A 14,603-nucleotide genomic window follows, 5' to 3' on the forward strand; every position below is an offset into this window, starting at 1 on the left:
AAGCGGTAGGCTTTTGTAAACACCGTTACAAGTTGTTTGTTGGACTGGGGATCCCCAAGCCAGGAGGAGAAGCAGATGGGTTGGGATCCAGCCTTGCTGGAGGGGCTGCTCAACTCCGCCATTCCGCACCTTTTCCCCGCTGCCCAAGTGGCCATCCGCCACAAGGGAAGGTGTATTTACTCAAGGGCGGCAGGTTATCTCGACCCTGAGACCCGGCGCCAACCGACAACCTCGGCCACCCGTTTTGACCTGGCCTCGCTGACCAAGCTGTACACCGCCACCGCCTGCATGGCCCTGGTGGAAGCCGGAGCGTTGCTGCTGGATCAACCGGTCAGTCTCCTGTTGCCGGAGTTTCAGGGATCCCGCCCCATTGCCCCCTATGAAGATCCTCTGCAACCAGGGGAATGGATAGCTGCGGAGCCGGAGTCCTTGGGCCAGCTTATTGCAGCAGAACAGGTGACGGTGCGACAGTTGCTGGCCCACACCGCCGGTTTGCCCGCCTGGCGACCCCTTTTTCGACAGCCCGATGCCGAATCTGCCCGGCACATGGCTTTGCACACCTTTTTGGCCTACAGACCAGGATCCCGCACAGTCTACAGCGATCTTGGATTGATCCTGCTGGGGCTGGCTTTGGAACGTCTGAGCGGAACCCGTCTGGATCAGATCTTGTACGCCCGGATCTTGCAGCCTCTGGGCCTGAGCCAAACTCAGTTTTATCCAGGGGATCCCTTTGACCCATCCTCTGTCTCTGGCTCTTGTGCCCCCACCGAGCTGTGTCCTTGGCGAAAGCGCCGCCTACAGGGGCAGGTTCACGACGAAAATGCCGCCCGCCTGGGCGGGATCGCCGGCCATGCCGGACTATTCGCCACGGCAGAGGAAGTAGCCGCTTTCGGGGAGAGTTTTTTGACGGGATCCCTGTTGCAGCCGCAGACGGTGAGGGAAATGACCCGCGAGCAGTTGCCTCAGCAAGGGGATGCCCACCGCTGTCACGAGCGCCGGGGTTTGGGGTTTGCCTTGCACTCCCCGGATCCCTTGGCCAGCAGCTCCCCGTTCAGCCCCAGCGCCTTCGGCCACACCGGCTTCACCGGAACCTCTCTGTGGATCGATCCAGAGCGGGAACTGGTGGTGGCGCTGCTCACCAACGCCGTCTACCACGGTCGGCGGGAGAACGGGTTCCAGGCTTTCCGGGTTGCCTTCCATCAGGCCATCCTAGAGGGGCTTTCTTGATCATTGAGTCCCTGACCGTTCCCGCTAGGGTGCCGTAGGCATAACCGAGGCTGAGGTGGACGAGACCTTTTACCGACAGTTGGCAGACATGCTCTCCCGCGGGCCGCTGGTGGTGGCCACGGTGGTCCGCACCCAGGGATCTGTGCCTCGCCAGGCGGGGGCAAAACTGGCCGTGGGATCTGATGGCACCCTGTTGGGCACCATTGGCGGTGGAGCTGCCGAAGCGGAAGTCATTGCCCGAGCGCAAACCCTTTTGCAGACCGCTGTTCCCGTTGGCGATGGGGAGTCCTCGCCGGCTGGGATGCAAGTTTCCCTTGACCTCAACAGCCCTCCCCTGGGCGTTTGCGGGGGACGGATGCACATTTGGCTACAGCGATGGCAGGGATCCCTTGCCCAAACATTGGCGGCCCAGATCCTCCAGGCTCTGACCCAAGGGCCAAGGGCTTGGCTGATCACCCCCCTCGATCCCCAGGGGTTCCCCTACCTCAGCTAGAAATCGCAGGAGCCCCGCACTGTACCCGTAGGGTCAGTGTCGGGAGGAATGCGGAAGTTACGATAGAACCATGACCCAAGTCCTGACCGTCTCCTGTAAGCTCAAGGTGTCCCAGTCGCAGGCCGCAAAGTTGGACGCGACCTTGGATGCCTTTGTGCAGGCGTTGAACTGGGTCAACCAAAACACGCCCGAGAAAGTCACCAACACCGTTAAACTTCAATCTCTGTGCTACCGCGAAATCCGTGCCCGGTTCGGCTTGTCCAGTAACTTGGCAAGGACTACGTCCCGCTTACGCGACCAGCAGGTCTGCAGACGGCTGGCCGGTGCCCGCAAGGTTGCCCGACAGAAAAACCGCCCCGTCAAAGCGTTGTCGCTACGCGACGCTAACGCGAACAAGGGGGGCTTCGCGACCTATGACGCTCGTATCTTTTCGTTCCGCGAGAAAGACTGGACGGTGTCGCTGACCACAGTGGAGGGTCGAGAGCGCTTTGAGCTGGCGATTGGCCGTTACCAGAGAGAACAGTTGGCGGGCTCCAATCCCAAATCGGCCACTCTGGTCAAGCGCAGAGACGGCTCCTACTACATCCAGATTTGCGTAGAGAAAAAACCACCCAAGCAACAAGATACCGACAAGGTGATCGGGGTGGATTTGGGAAGGATAGATATCGCTCATACCTCAGAGGGGAAGAACTGGAATGGACAGCAGTTGAACAGAGTCCGAGACCACTACTCCCGGTTGAGGGCGGCACTCCAACGCAAAGCCAGTAAGGGCACACGCAGTTCGCGGCGCAGATGCAGAGAACTGTTGCAACGGCTGTCTGGCAAGGAGAGACGCTTTCAGTCGCGTCAGCGTTGCGTAGCAAAAACGTGGGTCAATCATCGCATCTCCAAAGCTATTGTCTCTAGGGCAAAAGCCACAAACAGCGCTCTTGCTCTGGAAGACTTGACAGGGATTCGGGAAAGGGTCAATCAACAGCCACGCAGCAAAGCCGAACGGCGCAAGGCCAACAGTTGGGCGTTTTATCAACTCCGTCAATTTTTGGAGTACAAGGCTCTGCGTGCGGGGGTTGCTCTGATTCTTGTTCCGCCTGCCTACACGTCGCAGACCTGTCACAAGTGTTTGCACATCCATCCCGACCCTGCGCAATCCTATCGCAGTGGGAAGCAGTTCAAGTGTGGGCACTGTGGATGGGAAGGGGATGCGGACTGGAATGGGGCCAACATGATTGCCAAGCTTGGGGCTGTCGTAAACCAGCCTAGAGGCCCGTGGTTGGCTTGCCAACTGCAGGGCTACCGAAAGCCCGCCCTGTACTGCGAAGCAGTCAGGGCCGGGTAGTTTACTCGGCTCTTTGCCCCCATCGGTCTGGAGATCCACGCCGAAACCCCCGCCGAGATTGCCATCAGCATCACCGCCCAGCTCATCCAGGTGCGACGGGGATCCCCGAAGACAATACCCACACAAAAGGGCGAAACTTAGGCGTAGGCTTGCCGGTTGGCCCGAGAACAAGCTAGGCTAGAAAAGCGCCGCGGGGTAGAGCAGCCTGGTAGCTCGTCGGGCTCATAACCCGAAGGTCACTGGTTCAAATCCAGTCCCCGCTATGCCTGAGAGACGGTTGGTTAAAGCAGTGTCCGCACATCCACCACCTTGCCACTGACTGCCGCCGCTGCCACCATGGCCGGGCTCATGAGCAGGGTGCGCCCGCTGGGGGATCCCTGGCGGCCCTTGAAGTTGCGGTTGGAAGAAGAGGCGCTGATCTGGCGCCCCACCAACCGATCCGGGTTCATCGCCAAACACATGGAGCAACCGGGATCCCGCCACTCAAACCCTGCCGCCTCGAAGATCTCCCGCAAGCCCTCCTGTTCTGCTTCCTGCTTTACCCGTTCTGAGCCGGGCACCACAAACGCCTTCACCCCTGGGGCCACCCGCCGCCCCTTGGCAATCTTGGCTGCCTCCCGCAGGTCGCTCAAGCGGCCATTGGTGCAACTGCCGATGAAGCAGACATCCACCGGTGTCCCTACAATGGGATCCCCTGGCTGCAAGTCCATGTAGGCATAGGCCTCTTTGGCCAGTTCCCGCTCGCTTTCCGGCAGATCCTCGGGGGCAGGGATCCGCTCATCCACCCCAATACCTTGGCCGGGGGTGATCCCCCAAGTAACCGTCGGCGCAATATCTGCGGCCTGGAAGACCACCACATCGTCGTAGCGGGCATCGCCGTCGCTGGCCAGGCTTCTCCACCAGGCTACCGCCTCTTCCCAATCCGATCCCTGTGGGGCAAACTCTCGCCCCCGCAAATACTCAAAGGTCACCCCATCGGGGTTGACGTAGCCGCAGCGGGCCCCTCCCTCGATGGACATGTTGCAGAGGGTCATGCGCTCTTCCATGCTCATGGCTTCAATGGCGCTGCCCCCATACTCGTAGGCGTAGCCCACCCCGCCTTTGACCCCCAGCTTGCGGATGATATGCAGAATTACATCCTTAGCGTAAACTCCCGGCCCCAACTTGCCGTGGATCTCAATGCGGCGCACCTTGAGCTTGGACAAAGCCAAAGTTTGGGTGGCCAATACGTCTCGCACCTGGCTGGTGCCGATCCCAAAAGCAATGGCCCCAAAGGCCCCGTGGGTAGAGGTGTGGCTGTCCCCACAGGCAATGGTCATCCCCGGCAGAGTTAACCCCTGCTCCGGGGCAATCACATGCACGATCCCCTGCCGACCGGAGCCGCTGTTGTAGAAGCGGATGCCGTATTGCCGGCAATTGCGCTCCAATTCCTGGATCATCTCCTCTGCCAAGGGATCCGCAAAAGGCCGTGCCCGGTTGTCGGTGGGAATGATGTGATCCACGGTGGCCACCGTCCGCTCGGGAAACAGAACCGGCAGATGACGCTCCCGCAGCATGGCAAAAGCCTGCGGACTGGTCACCTCGTGAATTAAGTGCAGGCCGATGAACAACTGCGTCTGCCCAGAGGGCAAAATCCGCACCGTATGGGCATCCCACACCTTATCGAATAATGTCCTCTCGCTCATCTTCCTCGGCCCGCAGCCAAGTCCTGTAAACTTTCAATGTGCTACTTGGGGAAAAGCTTGTCAAGGCACAGGCCTCCGTTATCTCTGGGCAACGCTGCTGAGCTGAGCGAGATGCAGCCCTTCTTTGAACATCCCCAGCCGGCAAAGGCGGGTCGGAGTCCTCAAGCCAGAAAACCTGTTGCCAGCCCTTCAAACGGGATCCCTGAAGGCCGGCCAAGGCAAAAAGCGATAGCCCGCCTCTTGAATGGCAGCGACGATATCCGGCAGGGCCTCTGCGGTGTGGGGCCAGCGATCGTGGAGCAGCAAAACCAGGGGCTGATCGGAAGCCTGGATCGCCGGCAACTGAGCTCGAACACGCTCCAAAAGTTGGGCTGCGCTTTGGCCCGCGTAAGCATCTTCCGGGCTCATGTTCCAGTAAAGAACTCGATATCCTGCCTGCTCCAGAGAGCGACGCAAAGCAGAATCTAGGCGAAAACCTCCCGGTGGGCGAACAACCAGTTGGGGATCCAAGTTCAGCGTTTTGAGCAGTTGGGTCGTCTGATCCACCTCAGCATAAAACAGCTCGTTGCTTCCGTAGAGACGTTGATAATCGTGGGTAAAAGTGTGATTGGCTAGGGTGTGGTGATGGGCCTGGATCAATTGAGCCAATTCAGGAAATCGGGAAACGTGGGTGCCGATAACAAAGAAAGTGGCCGGGATTTGAAGATCATCCAAAACCTGTAAAAGTCGGGGGGTGGATTGGGGCCAGGGGCCATCATCAATGGTCAGAAAGGCAGAACGAGGCGGCACTTCCAGTAAAGGCCCCAGCATTTCTTCCAAGGGCAGTTGCAAAGGTTGGCTGTTTTCCGCCGGATCGAGAAAGTCGGGATCCGGGATCCAGCTATGCTGCAGAAACACCTCCACACGAGGGGGAGCAGGGGTAATCAACAGTCGCCCCGTCTGCTCATTTTGGTTGCCCCAGCTCAGCCGATAGGGCAGATCCGAAGCGACCTCGACGGTTGTTGTATGGGTAATGACTCCGTAGGGGATGTCGATCACATAATGCCCGTTCACCTCTTCTTGATGGATCCAGGCTGCCGAAGGAGCTGATAGATAAATGAGCAAATCTTGGGGATTGGCACCGCGCACCACCCGAATGCTTTCGATGGGGAGAATGAGGTTGTATTCCGAGGTGGCCGTCAGGTTCAGCTCAAAAAGAGGCTGGGCCTCTACCGTGCAGTAGTAGATCAGTCCAACCAGTAGGAAGGCTAGGCAAAATATCAACGCTTTCAACACTTTCAGAGAGTGCATGGAATGGCTTAATCCTTCGCAACCAATCATAGGACAGAAGCCACCCAAGCTCGATAGAGCCCATCAATTTAGTGAGGATCCGGAAGGCCCTGGGATCCCAGGTGGCGAGAGCAGGCGCTCTTCCCATTTACGTGCAGGTGAGGCCCGTCGGATGTCCCGCCAAATGGCTGTGGCAGCTAGGGTGCCATCGGCAACCGCAATCGCCACCTGGTTCAGGCCCTGCTTCAAATCGCCCAGCGCAAACAGCCGCGGATGGGCAGTGCGACACCACTCGTCGGTCAACAGGTTTTCCCCTTGCCATTTCAAGCCGGGGATCCCTTTCAAATAGGCATTGTGGTATCTGGCGCCCATCGCCACCAAGCCGGTAGTTGCTTCGATGTAAGTGCCATCTTCCAACTCCACACCCTGCAATTGATGGTTTTCTCCAAGAAAGCGGCGAATAGGAGATTCGTAGAGGGGGTAGCCATGATCCGCCAGTTTTTTGCGCATGTCGGGGCCGACCGAGCAGAGGCCGTGGGTCAACACCGAGATATAGGGTGTAAACCAGTTGAGGACAAAAGCTGTATTGATCCGATCTTCCGAATTGACGATCAACACTGACTTTTGATCCCGCATTTCATAGCCGTCGCAGATCATACAGACATGCAGTGAATAGCCGGCGTAGTCGTAAACATTCTGCATATCCGACAACTGAGGCAGCTCGTCCATAATGCCGGTTGCTGCAATCAGATATTTGCTCCGAAAAATGGGGTAGAGGCTGTTAACTTTTCCCACCTTGACCTTGACTGCAAAAAGGTCTCCCTCATCGGTGGCATCTTCCACGAAGCCGCGCAGGTAATCTACCCCTAAACTGAGGGCGTGCTCTGTTCCCTGTCGCAACAGCTCTCGTCCGGGAGTGGTCGGAGGCAATCCCAGATAATTGCGCAAATCCTGCATCCAAAAAGAGCGGCCTCTGCCCTTCTCCACCACCAGGCAACTCAATCCATAACGAGCCAGATAGATTGCCGCCGACAACCCCCCTGCTCCCCCTCCGGCCACGATCACGTCATAGATTTTGTTCAAAGCAACTTCTAGATTCCTGCTGCTCAGTTTCATGGACGGGATCCCCTCACGAGCTTTTTGCCGGGTGATCTCAGGTCGTTGGCTGCGGCCTGAAAAATCTTAAGAAACTCTATATGTTCCGAGGACTGCTTATCCTGCTGAGTCCACCACATTTCTGTTGAGGCGTGATCCAAGTGAAGGGAGCAGTCCCAACAACCGTCTAGCAACCGTCTAGAATGGGGACTGAACTCCCCCTTAGGAGAAAAGCCCTATGCCAGGTATCTTAGCGGCCATTGCCCTGATCTTTGTCGGCTACCTGTTCAACTCGGTCAAAATCATCAGCCAGGGGTATGAGGCATTGGTGGAGCGTTTGGGCAGGTTTCATCGCAAGCTGACCCCAGGATTGCACTTTATTCTTCCCCCTATCGATAGGATTGTGTTCCAGGAAACCATCCGCGAGAAGGTGTTGGATGTGCCTCCTCAGCAGTGCATCACCAGCGACAACGTCTCTTTGATGGCCGATGCGGTGGTCTACTGGCGCATCACCGACATGATCAAGGCCCGCTATGCGGTCGAGGATGTGCAGCGGGCTTTGATTAACCTGGTGCTGACGGCCTTGCGCGCCGAAATTGGCCGTATGGATTTGGATCAAACCTTTTCCTCCCGCGCCGAGATCAACGCTCGCCTTTTGACAGAGCTGGACGAGGCCACAGATCCCTGGGGGATCAAGATCACCCGCGTGGAAGTCAGGGACATTCAACCCTCCAAAACCGTGCAAGACTCGATGGAAAAACAAATGGCTGCCGAGCGGGAGAAGCGGGCCGCCATTCTGAAATCAGAAGGGGAGCAGCAGGCCAGCATCAACCAAGCGGCTGGGGCCGCCAAGGCGCAGCTATTGCGGGCAGAAGCGGAGAAACGGGAGCGGCTGCTGTTGGCTGAGGGCACGGCTGAAGCCATCAAGACCATCGCCGCCACTTTGCAAGAGAATCCAGAGGCAGCCAATGCGTTGCAATACCTGATGGCGCAAAACTATATCGACATGGGCCTCAAGGTGGGCAGCAGTCCCAGCGCGAAGGTGATCTTCATGGATCCCAATTCGATCCCTGGCACCCTGCAAGGGCTGCTCTCCATGGTGGACGTGGCCAAGGGTGGGGAAGGATCTCGCGCGGCGGCCTCTCAGAAGCTGCGTACCCCGGCTTCTTTCCCAACCGAAGTGGACTTTCCGCGGCTCGACTGAGTTTGACCGACCATGATGGCCCGGGATCCCGATTGGCTGCTGGTGGGACAGGTGGTGGCGGCCCACGGCTTGCGGGGCTGGCTGCGGGTTAGGTGCTGGTCGGATTTCCCAGAACGCCTCACAGAGCCCGGACCGCGCTGGCTGCAGCGGGATACGGATCCCGAGCCCCTGCTGCATTCCCTGATTGAGGGGCAGTTTTTCCCGGCTAAGGGTCTTTATTTGGTGCGACTGGAAGGGATCCCCAATCGAACGGTGGCTGAGACCTGGGTGGGGGCTAGGCTGCTGGTACCGGCTTCCCACCGCTTGCCCTTGCAGCCGGAAGAGTACCACTACCGCGATCTCATCGGCTTGACCGTCTATCGCCAGGGGGAGCTGCTGGGACAGGTTTCGGGGATTTTGGCAGCCGGCCAGGATGTGCTGGAGATAACAACCCCTGATCACCGGCAGGTGTTGATCCCCTTTGTGAAAGCCCTGGTGCCTGTCGTGGACTTGGAAAAAGGCGCACTGCACGTGCAGCCGCCGCCGGGGCTGGTGGAGAGCTTTCTGGGTTAGAGTTCGGCAAGACGGCCTGACTTCCGTACCTGCATCCCATCCTGAACTTGGCCCTCAGAAGCGTCTGTGTGGCCGTTCTAGCCTTTTGTGCTATCATGGGGACAGTTTTTTGATGATAAGCTGATTCCTGGCCTTTAAGGTCAATTTTTCTGGGTTTCTGTTGATCTTGGCCGGGAGCCTTCCTCGGGATTGGAGTTGGGAATGACGGAAAACTACGGTGCAGAGCAGATCCAAGTTTTGGAAGGCTTGGAGGCTGTGCGCAAGCGGCCTGGCATGTATATTGGCTCCACCGGGCCGAAGGGGTTGCACCATTTGGTGTACGAGGTGGTGGACAACTCTGTGGATGAGGCCCTGGCCGGCTATTGCAATGATATTCAGATCAGCCTGCATCCCGACGGCTCGGTATCCGTTTTGGACAATGGCCGCGGCATTCCGGTGGACATCCACCCCAAAACCGGGCAGTCGGCTCTGGTTACGGTGCTGACGGTGCTGCACGCGGGGGGCAAGTTTGGCGGTGGCGGCTACAAAGTCTCCGGTGGGCTGCACGGGGTGGGCGTGTCGGTGGTGAATGCCCTCTCCGAATGGGTGGAGGTGACGGTTTGGCGAGAGGGCAAGGTTTACTTTCAACGTTTCGAGCGCGGGGCGGTGGTGGGATCCCTGAAATCTGAACCCCAACCCAAGGGATCCAACCGGCGGGGTACAGAGGTGCGCTTCAAGCCGGATGGGCTGATCTTTCCCGAGCGAGAGTTTGACTATGCCGTATTGGCGGCCCGCTTTCGCGAGTTGGCCTACCTCAATGCCGGCTTGAAAATCACCTTCAGCGATCTGCGGCGGGATCCGCCTCACTGCGAAACCTATCAATATGCAGGCGGCATCAAGGAATATGTGGCCTTCATCAACCACGAAAAAACGCCCATCCACTCCGACATCATCTACATCCGAGGGGAGCGGGATGGTGTGGAGGTGGAAGTGGCCCTGCAGTGGTGCTCGGATGTGTACACCGACACTTTGATTGGCTTTGCCAACAACATCCGCACCAACGAAGGAGGCACCCACCTAGAGGGCCTGAAAACCTCTCTCACCCTCACCATCAACAGCCAAGCCCGCAAACTCAACAAGCTGAAAGATTCCGACAGCAACCTGGCCGGAGAAAATGTGCGCGAGGGGTTGACGGCCATCGTCTCGGTCAAGGTACCCAACCCCGAGTTTGAGGGGCAAACCAAAACCAAGTTGGGCAACACCGAGGTGCGGGGCATTGTGCAAACCCTCGTCTCCGAGGTGCTCACGGAGTACTTGGAATTCAACCCCAACGTGGCCAGGGGGATCGTCGATAAGGCCATCCAGTCCTTCAATGCTGCCGAGGCAGCCCGGCGGGCCAGAGAATTGGTGCGGCGCAAATCTGCCCTGGAATCTTCCACGCTGCCGGGGAAGTTGGCCGATTGCAGTTGCCGCGACCCGGCGGAGTCTGAGGTGTATTTGGTGGAAGGCGACTCTGCAGGCGGCAGCGCCAAACAAGGTCGGGATCGGCAGTTTCAGGCGGTGTTGCCCCTGCGCGGCAAGATTCTCAACATTGAAAAGGCAGATCCCGCCAAGATCTACAAAAACGCCGAAATTCAGGCCATGATCACAGCGCTGGGTTTGGGGGTGAAAGGGGATGAATTTGATCCCAGCCAACTGCGCTACCACCGCATCATCCTCATGACCGATGCTGACGTGGACGGCAGCCACATTCGCACCCTGTTGCTGACCTTTTTCTACCGCTATCAAAAGGCGCTTCTGGAACAGGGCTATGTCTATATCGCCTGTCCGCCGCTCTACAAAATCGAGTGGGGTCGCAACAATGTTCGCTACTGCTACAGCGACGCCGAGAAAGACCAAATCCTGCGGGGGCTGCCTGCCAACACCAAGTACACCATCCAACGGTTCAAGGGTCTGGGGGAAATGATGCCCGAACAACTCTGGGAGACCACCATGAACCCGGCAACGCGCACCCTCAAACAAATCACCATCGAAGATGCGGTGGAGGCGGATCGCATTTTCACCATCTTGATGGGAGATGCCGTTGGCCCCCGACGGGAGTTTATTGAGGCCCACAGTGCCCATTTGGATCTGGCGGCTCTCGATATTTAGCGACTCTCGATATTTAGCAACTCTCGATATTGGGTGGAGAGAACTCTGTCCCGCCTCTTCGGGGCCCACGGCAGGGGGAAAGTGCTCCGCACCGCTGGCGCGAACGTAACGGTGTTGCAGACGAGGCCGCAAACAGCCAAAAGCTCCTGGACGGGGCAAGATCCCAGTTGCAGCCCAGACCCTGTGGCAAAGTGAGGGAAGAGCGTTCCAGATCCTGCTATGCCTGCATTGCTTACGGCTCTTCTTGCGGTGCTGGGGGGCTATCTCCTGGGATCCATCCCGACCGGCTACTGGGTAGGCCGTTGGTGGGGAGGCATCGATATTCGCCAACAGGGATCCGGCTCTACCGGAGCGACCAATGTGTTGCGGACGTTGGGCAAGGGGCCCGCCCTGCTGGTGTTGCTGGTGGATGCTGCCAAGGGGGCAGCAGCAGTGGCTCTGGGATCGGCCTTGGGATCCGCGTGGTGGGTGGTTTTGGCGGCATTGTTCGCAGTGATCGGCCATAGCCGTTCCTGCTGGCTGGGCTTCAGGGGGGGCAAATCGGTGGCCACCAGCCTGGGGATCTTGTTGGCTATGGCTTGGCCGGTAGCCCTGACAACTTTCGGCGTCTGGCTGCTGGGGCTCGCCCTCACCCGCATCGTTTCCTTCAGCTCCCTGCTGGCGGCAGTGGCGGCTCCGGTGGTGATGTGGGCAACAGCTCAACCTTTGCCCTATTTGTTGTTTGCGTTGGCGGGCGGGGTGTATGTGATCGGTGCTCATCGGCGCAACATCGAGCGCCTACTGGCCGGGTCGGAGCCGCGCATTGGCCAAAAATGGACGCAATCTCCCTAATTTTCAAGGCACTGTGAAGCAGCTGTATTACTCCGCAACGCTATGCAACCGACCACAGTGGTTTTTGTCTACGGATCCCTGCTGCGGGGCAGCCAATACCACAGCTTGCTGCAGGGGGCAGAATTTTTGGGGACAGACAGCCTCAACCACATTGATCTTTACAGTCTCGGCCCCTACCCGATGGCAGTTCGTGGCCGAAACCGGCTCTACGGCGAGTGCTACCGCATCCCCTTGAGTCTATTGCCCCGATTGGACGAGCTGGAAGACCACCCGCGGGTGTACGAACGGCAGTGGGTGCAACTGGATAGCGGCACCTTTGCTTGGGTTTATCTGGGTCGGCCTGAGCAGGTGCAGGGGTGTTCCCTCATCCCCAGTGGCCGCTGGCTGGCTAGAGATCAAAGTGGAGCTTGACGCCCTCAACATACTGGGGCAGCACCAAAGACTCTATCCCACTGTTGTGCTCCGCACCGCTGTCGCGAACGCGAACGGCTGCCGACGGATCCCATTCTTGGGAATCAGACTCTTTGGCGGAGAGAGCACCGGCATCCACAGGGCTGGAAACGCGCTCCAGGTAGTAGATGCGATCCCCGCGTCGCCAAATGTCTGGCTCAGGCAGGTAGAAGAGCCGACCCGGTCGAGATGAGCCGCTCCTCAGCCGCTGCGGGCGCACCAACAACAAGGGCAGGCATAGATCGGCTTTGATTCGATAGGCAAACTGATCCCGCAGCCGTTCAAGGGTGGGATCCTCCAGTCCCATCTGGGCCAGGAAGGGATTGGGCAGCGCTGGTGCTGAAAAAGCGCTCCGCACCGCTGTCGGGAACGACTCTTGAGCCGTCAAGACATCAGCTTTATTGCTCCGCACTGCCTCCGGCAGGGTTGAGGCCGCATTCGCAGAAGCGTCACGTAGCGATAAAGGGAGAGGCAGGCCCAGGTCTGCCAACGTGGGTAGGGTGATCGAGCGCAGCTCAGCCCGGTTGGCCTCCAGATAGCCGGCCCAGCGCTGCAGTTGGGGGAAGGAAGGCTGCAAGGTGCGGATCCCTTCTGAGATGGGCATATCCGGCAGCAACACCGTCCAGATGGTGGCCGAAACCGAGAGTTTCACCATCAACTCGGCAATGGCCCAGTTTACCTGCGGATCCAGAGTCAGGATCAACAGAGTTTCCGCATGGTCGATATCGGCCTTCAACAAAGCAGACTCGTTCAGTACAGCTTCCTGCAGGGATCCGGGGATGGCTTCTGGCTTGCCGACTTCCTGGCTTGGGGCAGACTTGTGGGTGCCGTTGCCGTCAGAGGAATGAAGTTGTGGGGGCAAGCCATCTGCTGGACGACGCTTCGGCGTTCCTGACAGGGATGTGGAGGACTTACGGGATGGCGGGATGGAGTCCTTACCGTCTGTTGGGTGGGGAGCTTTGTAGCTGCCGTGCCCATTTTTGGAAGACCCAGAAACCAACGGGATCACCTCGACCGTCTGGTTGAGCGAGCGCATCAACTGGGCCAATTGGTTGGTGAGGGGATGATCGCCGATGATTATGGTGGAACTGCCCTGATCCAGACCCAGCCAACGGGCCACCCAAGCCGCGGTCAGCCCCTGTACCGTCACCGTCACTGAGATGGTCAAAAACACCAGCGCCTTGAGGGCATCCCCCCCAGTAATGCCCCGTTCTGTCAGCAGAATGGCAAACAAGGAGGCCACCGAAGCCGCCACAATGCCCCGAGGAGCCAGCCAAGCCACAAACAGCTTCTGCCGCCAATTCAGGTCGCTGCGCCAGGTACACAGCCACACGCTCAAGGGGCGGATGACCAGCATCAAGCACAGCACTGTGGCCAGGGATCCCCAGCCCAGGGCAAACACCGCCTTGAGGGAGAGCGTGGCGGTAAGCAAAATAAAGATCACCGAGATGGCCAACACCACCAACTGGCCGTGAAACTGCCGCACACCCCGCTCGGCAATGGCCGCCTTCTGCCGCACCACCAGGCCCGCCATCACCACCGCCATCAGCCCCGCCTCCGATCGCAGCGACTGGGCCAAGGCAAACACCCCCAGGGCCCCCGCCAGCACCACCGAGTTGCGCAGCTCCTCGGTTAAAAACTGCCGCGACCAAAGCAGGAAGGATCCCATCAGCCAGCCCCCCAGCGCTCCCACCGCCGACCCGATGGCCAGACGGCTGGACAACTGTTCCAGGGCCATGAGAAAACTGGGATGGCCGGAGAGCACCACCTGCAGCACCACCACTGCCAGAATGGCCCCGATGGGATCGATGAGCACCCCTTCTCCCTCCAGGAGCGTGCTGACTGCCGGATCGACCCGTACCCGCTTCAAGATGGGGTTGATCACCGTCGGCCCTGTTACCACCACCAGGGATCCAAACAAAAAAGCCAGCCGCCAGGGAAACTCCCCCAGATAGTGAGCTGCTGCCGCTCCCCCCACCAAGGTCAGCAGGGATCCCAACAAAACCAAGTTGCGCAGGCTATCGGATACCTGATTGAGACGTTGCAGCCGCAGGTTCAGTCCCCCCTCAAACAAGATCAGGGCCACCGCCAACGACACCAGCGCTTCCAGCCCGGATCCCATGACTTGGGGATGAACCCAGCCCAAACCATCTGGCCCCAGCAACAGGCCAAACAGCAGCAGGAATACAATGCTGGGCACTTTGACAAAATTGGCCAGCACCTGAGCAGCGATCCCAGCCACCAGGGCTAGCGTAAACAGGATCGTCAGCTCAAATGAATCTTGCATATTAAGGCTTAACCGAACGCAATAGCGGGACGGAGCCCTTACCT

At 58.8% G+C, this 14,603-nt stretch carries 12 protein-coding genes, 1 tRNA gene and 1 pseudogene; 10 read left to right on the forward strand and 4 right to left on the reverse strand.

The window, feature by feature from the left end:
* Nucleotides 1-75 precede the first annotated feature (75 nt).
* The 5 genes and pseudogenes from ACVWXZ_RS04660 (at nucleotide 76) to ACVWXZ_RS04680 (ending at nucleotide 3,319) form a co-directional block, all read left to right on the forward strand.
* Nucleotides 76-1,227: a serine hydrolase domain-containing protein gene (locus ACVWXZ_RS04660; RefSeq protein ID WP_457482215.1), complete on the forward strand. Its 1,152-nt coding sequence runs from the start codon at nucleotides 76-78 to the stop codon at nucleotides 1,225-1,227.
* A 55-nt stretch (nucleotides 1,228-1,282) separates the two neighbouring features.
* Nucleotides 1,283-1,720, forward strand: coding sequence for an XdhC family protein (locus ACVWXZ_RS04665; protein WP_457403208.1), 438 nt, complete (start codon nucleotides 1,283-1,285; stop codon nucleotides 1,718-1,720).
* Between the two features lie 70 nt (nucleotides 1,721-1,790).
* Nucleotides 1,791-3,056, forward strand: a complete 1,266-nt coding sequence (locus ACVWXZ_RS04670; protein WP_457403209.1) for an RNA-guided endonuclease InsQ/TnpB family protein — start codon at nucleotides 1,791-1,793, stop codon at nucleotides 3,054-3,056.
* Between the two features lie 6 nt (nucleotides 3,057-3,062).
* A pseudogene (locus tag ACVWXZ_RS04675) lies at nucleotides 3,063-3,197 on the forward strand (XdhC family protein); the annotation flags it as partial.
* 48 nt (nucleotides 3,198-3,245) lie between these two features.
* Nucleotides 3,246-3,319: transfer RNA gene (locus ACVWXZ_RS04680), tRNA-Met, on the forward strand.
* A gap of 18 nt (nucleotides 3,320-3,337) precedes the next feature.
* On the opposite strand, the gene leuC is transcribed toward ACVWXZ_RS04680, so the two are convergent.
* The 3 genes from leuC to ACVWXZ_RS04695 form a co-directional block, all read right to left on the reverse strand.
* Nucleotides 3,338-4,741 (reverse strand): 3-isopropylmalate dehydratase large subunit, encoded by a 1,404-nt coding sequence (leuC, locus tag ACVWXZ_RS04685; protein WP_414343883.1) that lies wholly within the window; start codon nucleotides 4,739-4,741, stop codon nucleotides 3,338-3,340.
* A gap of 189 nt (nucleotides 4,742-4,930) precedes the next feature.
* Nucleotides 4,931-6,031 (reverse strand): polysaccharide deacetylase family protein, encoded by a 1,101-nt coding sequence (locus tag ACVWXZ_RS04690; RefSeq protein WP_457482216.1) that lies wholly within the window; start codon nucleotides 6,029-6,031, stop codon nucleotides 4,931-4,933.
* 63 nt (nucleotides 6,032-6,094) lie between these two features.
* Entirely contained in the window at nucleotides 6,095-7,126 is a 1,032-nt protein-coding gene (locus tag ACVWXZ_RS04695) for an NAD(P)/FAD-dependent oxidoreductase (protein ID WP_457403212.1), read from the reverse strand.
* A gap of 217 nt (nucleotides 7,127-7,343) precedes the next feature.
* Between ACVWXZ_RS04695 and ACVWXZ_RS04700 the strand changes: the two genes are divergently transcribed.
* The 5 genes from ACVWXZ_RS04700 to ACVWXZ_RS04720 all read left to right on the forward strand — a co-directional run bounded on the left by ACVWXZ_RS04700 (nucleotide 7,344) and on the right by ACVWXZ_RS04720 (nucleotide 12,233).
* Nucleotides 7,344-8,309 carry an SPFH domain-containing protein gene (locus ACVWXZ_RS04700; RefSeq protein ID WP_414409308.1) on the forward strand — a complete coding sequence of 322 codons (966 nt, stop codon included), beginning with the start codon at nucleotides 7,344-7,346 and terminating at the stop codon, nucleotides 8,307-8,309.
* A gap of 12 nt (nucleotides 8,310-8,321) precedes the next feature.
* Nucleotides 8,322-8,861, forward strand: coding sequence for a ribosome maturation factor RimM (gene rimM, locus ACVWXZ_RS04705; protein ID WP_457398395.1), 540 nt, complete (start codon nucleotides 8,322-8,324; stop codon nucleotides 8,859-8,861).
* A 201-nt stretch (nucleotides 8,862-9,062) separates the two neighbouring features.
* Nucleotides 9,063-10,991: a DNA topoisomerase (ATP-hydrolyzing) subunit B gene (gene gyrB / locus ACVWXZ_RS04710; protein WP_457403213.1), complete on the forward strand. Its 1,929-nt coding sequence runs from the start codon at nucleotides 9,063-9,065 to the stop codon at nucleotides 10,989-10,991.
* A 219-nt stretch (nucleotides 10,992-11,210) separates the two neighbouring features.
* A complete protein-coding gene (gene plsY, locus ACVWXZ_RS04715) occupies nucleotides 11,211-11,822 on the forward strand; it encodes a glycerol-3-phosphate 1-O-acyltransferase PlsY (protein WP_041436109.1) in 612 nt (203 codons plus the stop codon).
* A gap of 42 nt (nucleotides 11,823-11,864) precedes the next feature.
* Nucleotides 11,865-12,233 (forward strand): gamma-glutamylcyclotransferase family protein, encoded by a 369-nt coding sequence (locus tag ACVWXZ_RS04720; RefSeq protein ID WP_457482217.1) that lies wholly within the window; start codon nucleotides 11,865-11,867, stop codon nucleotides 12,231-12,233.
* Here the strand turns inward: ACVWXZ_RS04720 and ACVWXZ_RS04725 are convergent.
* On the reverse strand, nucleotides 12,211-14,559 hold the full coding sequence (locus ACVWXZ_RS04725) for a cation:proton antiporter domain-containing protein (protein ID WP_457403214.1): 2,349 nt from the start codon (nucleotides 14,557-14,559) through the stop codon (nucleotides 12,211-12,213). The two genes, ACVWXZ_RS04720 and ACVWXZ_RS04725, sit on opposite strands and share 23 nt — an antisense overlap.
* Between the last annotated feature and the right edge of the window lie 44 nt (nucleotides 14,560-14,603).

Source organism: Thermostichus sp. MS-CIW-38, from assembly GCF_054058415.1.

What these genes read in the sequence shown, in the direction of transcription:
- ACVWXZ_RS04725 (WP_457403214.1), bottom strand. Translation starts at nt 14,559, where the DNA reads ATGCAAGATTCATTTGAGCTGACGATCCTGTTTACGCTAGCCCTGGTG.
- rimM (WP_457398395.1), top strand. Translation starts at nt 8,322, where the DNA reads ATGATGGCCCGGGATCCCGATTGGCTGCTGGTGGGACAGGTGGTGGCG.
- plsY (WP_041436109.1), top strand. Translation starts at nt 11,211, where the DNA reads ATGCCTGCATTGCTTACGGCTCTTCTTGCGGTGCTGGGGGGCTATCTC.
- ACVWXZ_RS04660 (WP_457482215.1), top strand. Translation starts at nt 76, where the DNA reads ATGGGTTGGGATCCAGCCTTGCTGGAGGGGCTGCTCAACTCCGCCATT.
- leuC (WP_414343883.1), bottom strand. Translation starts at nt 4,741, where the DNA reads ATGAGCGAGAGGACATTATTCGATAAGGTGTGGGATGCCCATACGGTG.
- ACVWXZ_RS04720 (WP_457482217.1), top strand. Translation starts at nt 11,865, where the DNA reads ATGCAACCGACCACAGTGGTTTTTGTCTACGGATCCCTGCTGCGGGGC.
- ACVWXZ_RS04695 (WP_457403212.1), bottom strand. Translation starts at nt 7,126, where the DNA reads ATGAAACTGAGCAGCAGGAATCTAGAAGTTGCTTTGAACAAAATCTAT.
- gyrB (WP_457403213.1), top strand. Translation starts at nt 9,063, where the DNA reads ATGACGGAAAACTACGGTGCAGAGCAGATCCAAGTTTTGGAAGGCTTG.
- ACVWXZ_RS04670 (WP_457403209.1), top strand. Translation starts at nt 1,791, where the DNA reads ATGACCCAAGTCCTGACCGTCTCCTGTAAGCTCAAGGTGTCCCAGTCG.
- ACVWXZ_RS04700 (WP_414409308.1), top strand. Translation starts at nt 7,344, where the DNA reads ATGCCAGGTATCTTAGCGGCCATTGCCCTGATCTTTGTCGGCTACCTG.
- ACVWXZ_RS04690 (WP_457482216.1), bottom strand. Translation starts at nt 6,031, where the DNA reads ATGCACTCTCTGAAAGTGTTGAAAGCGTTGATATTTTGCCTAGCCTTC.